General features: G+C 48.5%; 4 protein-coding genes and 1 pseudogene. All 5 read right to left on the reverse strand.

Going from position 1 to position 4,882, the window contains the following annotated elements; translation table 11 throughout:
• A pseudogene (locus DEP07_RS27025) lies at window positions 1-639 on the reverse strand (RHS repeat-associated core domain-containing protein); the annotation flags it as partial.
• Between the two features lie 48 nt (window positions 640-687).
• Entirely contained in the window at window positions 688-2,511 is a 1,824-nt protein-coding gene (locus DEP07_RS27030) for an RHS repeat domain-containing protein (RefSeq protein WP_280649261.1), read from the reverse strand.
• A 416-nt stretch (window positions 2,512-2,927) separates the two neighbouring features.
• On the reverse strand, window positions 2,928-4,016 hold the full coding sequence (locus DEP07_RS27035) for a hypothetical protein (RefSeq protein ID WP_280649260.1): 1,089 nt from the start codon (window positions 4,014-4,016) through the stop codon (window positions 2,928-2,930).
• A 59-nt stretch (window positions 4,017-4,075) separates the two neighbouring features.
• A complete protein-coding gene (locus DEP07_RS27040; protein WP_242771275.1) occupies window positions 4,076-4,609 on the reverse strand; it encodes an RNA polymerase sigma factor in 534 nt (177 codons plus the stop codon).
• Window positions 4,596-4,882: hypothetical protein (locus tag DEP07_RS27045; RefSeq protein WP_287103259.1), on the reverse strand; the 287-nt coding region annotated here is incomplete at its 5' end. The genes DEP07_RS27045 and DEP07_RS27040, both read right to left, overlap by 14 nt.

The following is a 4,882-nucleotide window of genomic DNA, read 5'->3' on the forward strand; positions in this document are numbered from 1 at the left end:
ATCCACTTCCTGCACGTTTGCCGTCCGGTACAGCTCATCCACCGGATTGTCGGTATTGGTGCGCTGGTATTTGTAGGTCAAGCCTTCCGTTTCGAACATGGCGTCTTCTGGAAGCGTGGTCGCTTGCGCAGCCAAAGCTCTGGCTTGCGGAACGGCTGCTTGTTCGTTGCGACGCTCCTGATACGTCTTGATTGCTGGAAGGAGTGTTGATAGTTTCGTCATTTGTGCTTTTGTCAGCTTGTCCAACTTTTGATTGACGGTATCATCCGACCATCCATATTTCTCTACTTGCTCGTGATGCGACAAAAAGCGATCGAATTGAGGATAAAAATAGGCTGCAAGCTGCAACACGCTTCTATCCTTCCATTGATAGAGCTTCCAAGCATCTTCGGGGCGGATCGAGTCCCACTCTTTACTCGTCACTTGTTCTTGCGAAAAAATCGGTTGCTCGTCCGGATTTTGCTGTTTGGGTGCGTTGCCTTGCTGCTTTGCGTTTTGATAGGCTGCAAGCCATTTTTTGGTCGCCGCCTTCTGATTCTCATCTTGTTGTGCCGCTTCCGGATTGGCTTGAACGGCCTCTGTCTTCGCCAATGCCAGATTGGGGGTCAGCAAAGAAAGCCCCAACAAGATCATGATCATTTTTGACCACCCGTACCTGATTCTCATAGCGCCAATGCTCCTCTTCACTTAATAGTCCGTTTTCTTGCTGAGATTTCCGTTGCTGTCATACGTAAACTCGGAGAGGACTTGTCCATTTTGCCTGATTTGAGTCAGTTGTCCTTTGGCGTTATACACGTATTCGACCCCCGTATAGCGGGCGAGCAAACGTGCGTGAACGGCATTGTTGTCAGCGGAAGAGACGACAACATAGTAATCCCGGCCTTTTTCCATGGATACAATCGCTTTGGAAAATGGCGGGTGATCCCCGTCGTCATTGGCGGCAAGCAGCCTGGTCTCTCCGAAGTCTTCATAGATTGCCAGCTTGGTATTGCTTGGCCCGCTCCCTTCCACTCCCCCAAAATAGGTGGTTGAGAGTTCAAAATCTCCAGAGGAAGGCGCCGTAAATTTGTAGATTTTTTTGGAGCCTTTGGCAAGATCGAGATCGGGTGGTGCTGCGATTGTGAACGAGTCTGTGTCTGTAAATTCCAATGCAAACGTGTCTGTGACGACATCTGCATCTGCACCAGCTATTTTTGCCTTCGGGATCGTCACAAACAGATTCGTTGCGCGGTGTTTCTGCTCGTGTTCAACCGCTTTTCCCGTAAATTGAATGCTTAACTGCGTGCTGTTGACACGGGTAACAAGCGGCTGCAAACCAGTTGCGACGTTGTGTACTGTCACAAAAGAGGCTGCATCGGAAGTAAAGGTGCCATTTTTTAAGACGACAGTCTGCGTTTCTGTCAGCGTCCCATCGTTTGCAGAAGACTCGTGAAGCGCAGCGGAAACGACACTGGCACTGGCATCCAAAGCAGCTGTCAACCGGGCGTGAAGTCCTTTTGTCGAATCAAAAGAAGTAGCCAGAACAAAATAGGTCACGCCTGCGTCCAGTGGCACTTTAATTTCGGAAAAGAGAGAACCATCGACTGCCTCATCATTAAACTTCAGGGCTTGCTGCAACTGCTCGTCACGAAACACGGACAAAACCGTATCAAACGGGGCGCCAAATCCTCCGTATGGACTTGTATAAAAACGGTAAGTACCAGTTACAGGAGCCGTAAAGCGGTAGCCAGGGGTTTCCCCCGTAGGAAGACTGATATCAATAGGTTGAGCCAGATTGAGTACAGTCGTAATCTTACTGAATGACAATAAATAGGAGGTCGTTTCACTAAAATCGCGGCTCATGCTAAATACAGAGAAATAATAGGTCGTATTCGGTTGCACCTGAAAAGTGACGTTTTCCGTTCCCCCAACTCCTCCTCGCGTACTCATGCCCACTACTTTGTTCGGCGCTTGCATGACTGCCAGGTCGAAGTTTTTATCTTCGGGAACGCGCAATGTCACCGTAAGCTCGCCAGATTGCGCCCCTGAATCAAAACGGTACATATCGAGATCTTTAGCTGTAGACAGCTTCGAATTGTAAAAGTTTCCACTTGTTACAGGGTAACTTGTGTCTACATCGTCGTTCGGTTCAAACGGATCCAAGACAGGAGCAGCAGCAGCAAAAGCGGTTGCGGTTCTGCTTGCCAACTGAGGTTGAAGCTCCTGTTCCTGCGGCTTTTGCTTCAGCGAAAGTTCGGGGATCAACTGTTCCCAATATTTATCAACTTGTTCTTCCAGTTGTTTTTGCAGGGAGTAAATGTGTGCTGCTTGTTTTTGCAAAGACTTGTTAATTTTCTCTTGGCGGATTTGCCTGTTGGAATCAATCGGTGTCTGATGCAGCTTGAGGTTCTTCTGTGAAAAGGCAGCTGATTGTTTTTCGATTTTTTTCGCGAGCTTCTTGTCGCCTTTTTGCAGGGCAAGCTCTTGAAAGAAAGTCAATGTGTTCAGCAAACCGTAAATCTCTTGATCCATCTGAGGAATCGCTGTCGCGGGATTCTCTTCGGCAGAAGCTCTCGCTAGAGGAACGAAAACGAGAAAAAAGAGAAGGAAAAGAAGGATTGCACTTGTGCTTTTCATGATCTTGCTGGACATTTCTTGCTCACTACTTTCCTTGAACTTAAACGAAATGAATGAAGGGCATATTTGGGTCAGCGACGTGCTATTTTACGAAAAAGATTATGTATTCCATCACCTCAGCTATATCTGTCAGCTATCAAAAACAACATACGATAGTATATCAATCTGTTCAGCTATTGCCTTGGCTTAAATATTGGTTGCATTAACAATAAAAGCCTTACTTGTTCGCACACAAAAAAAACCGCCAGAACATTTCTCTGACGGTCTTCCAGCTTGCAAAAAAGCCAATTAAACTCTCACAAACATACAGCCTAGTTGCCCAACTGAATCGGAACCTCCATATCCACATCGCGGTACTGGCGCTCCTGGATCGCGTAGGAGATCGTCAGTTCTTTCGGCTGTTTTTCCAACCCGTTGATGTAAAGAGCGCTTTTGATCCGCACCCGTCCGTCTTGATCGCGGACGTACTCTCCATCGCCGTTGTCCATGCTCACTCTGTATGTTTTCCCTGTCTCGTCTGTTGCACTCCATTCCGTGATGTAGATGATGTCTTTTGGCAGCAGTGCTTCAAATTCAATGATCCCGCCTTTGTTTCTCACTTCGTACCGTCCGGCGATCTTCTCCTGCTGATCGTTCGTTTTCAGATGAAACTTGTGGAAGGTAAAACGGCTGCCGCTGCTTTCTACCGTGACGGGTTGTTTGCTCAACGCATCCAGCGAAAGCTTGCCCTGGAAAGTTGCCAATTCATTCATGTAGATCGAGTGGAGCTTGAAGGTCACCTTTTTTTGATCGGCAAATGGCGTAAATCCGTCCCACCACCTCCACATCATCGCACCGCTCTCGCTGTCTCCTTCGCCTTTTGTGGTAATCGTTACCGCATTTTTGCGAATGCCGTTCAGCGAATCGAGCACGGTGTCATCCCGACCGGCAAGCAGCTTTCCGTTCTCGTCAAAAATTTCGTATGCCAAACTGTGACGGTTCAAATAGTCGCCCAGCTCACCAGAAGCGTTTTCCGCCATGCTTTGATACTCCTTTTTGCGCTGCTCGTTCCAACTGGTCGTAAGCGACAATAAGCTGTTGCTTGGAACGTTCGTCAGTTTATCCAGCTTGACCACGACTCCTTGAGGTGACGTGTACTCGCGATTGATTGCGACGGTCTTCGCGACTTCCTTTGCTTTTTTCATGTCGATAGGAACATCCAGCTTCCAAGAACCGCCCTTCCCTTTAATATCGTTGAACTGGACTCCGACCGTCAGTGTGTCCGGGGATTTCTGTGCGGTGTTGAACAGTTCGATCACTTCCTGTTCGACCAAAATGTAGCCCCCGTATTCTCCCAATGTCCAGCCGTCTCCCTCCGGATTCAAGTCTTGGCCGGTTTCGTCTGTCAGCGTGAAGTCCACATCGATGTCATCCAGGGTGCAATCGAGCTTTTTCCCGTCCTTGTCGACAAAATCAAAAATCAGAGCGATCCGCGTTGGATCGGCGAGTGCTTCTTTTTCGCCCGATGCAGTCTCATCTGCACCGTCGTCGTTGGCAGCACTAACATCTCGCTGATCTCTTTGTAGCTGAGCTGATCGATGTAGCGCAGGACAACGACCGCGCGATATTCCTCTTCCAGCCCCATGATGTGACGAAGCAGAACTTGCTGCTGCTCTTTTTGCAGGAAAGCTTCCTCCGGTGTCTCTGACCCGATCAGTTCCACCTCTTCGTCCGACGTCTTGACGCTTCGCTTCCGTTTCCTCAGTTCATCCAGGCAATGGTTGATGGCAATCTGGTAGAGCCACGCGGAAAAATTACCGTCCGGCTCAAGCTTTTCCAACTGGAAATACGCTTTTGTAAAAACCTCCTGGGCCAAATCTTGGGCATCCTGTTTCTGTCCAATCATCCGGTACAGGCGGGCAAAGATTTTTCCTTTATACTTGTCGACAAGTCGTGCATAGGCTTGCTGATTTCCGCCCTGCACCAGACGAACGAGCTCGTTATCGTCTTGCATCTTCCCTCTGTTCCTCCCATGTAAAAGGCTTGCTGCGCAGCTTGTGCCTTTTTGGTCCAAACACGTCTGTCTGTTTTTTCACCAGACTCTCCCACTGCTCGGGCTGGTTGCAGGTTGCCAATTTTCCCAGACTTTTGATATGTTCACCAAGTATAACGAACATCCCGCGATTTTCTTTCTCATTTTCCCTAAAAAAGTGATAAAACTTTCCAACCCCTGAGCAAACCGACGTATGCTCACAGTTGTCGATCAACAATCGAGTAGGAGGGGGCG

It is taken from the genome of Brevibacillus sp., from assembly GCF_003521185.1.
GTDB lineage: Bacteria > Bacillota > Bacilli > Brevibacillales > Brevibacillaceae > Brevibacillus > Brevibacillus parabrevis.

Coding starts and splice junctions, on each gene's coding strand:
- DEP07_RS27030 (WP_280649261.1), bottom strand. CDS start 2,511: ATGGATCAAGAGATTTACGGTTTGCTGAACACATTGACTTTCTTTCAA.
- DEP07_RS27040 (WP_242771275.1), bottom strand. CDS start 4,609: ATGCAAGACGATAACGAGCTCGTTCGTCTGGTGCAGGGCGGAAATCAG.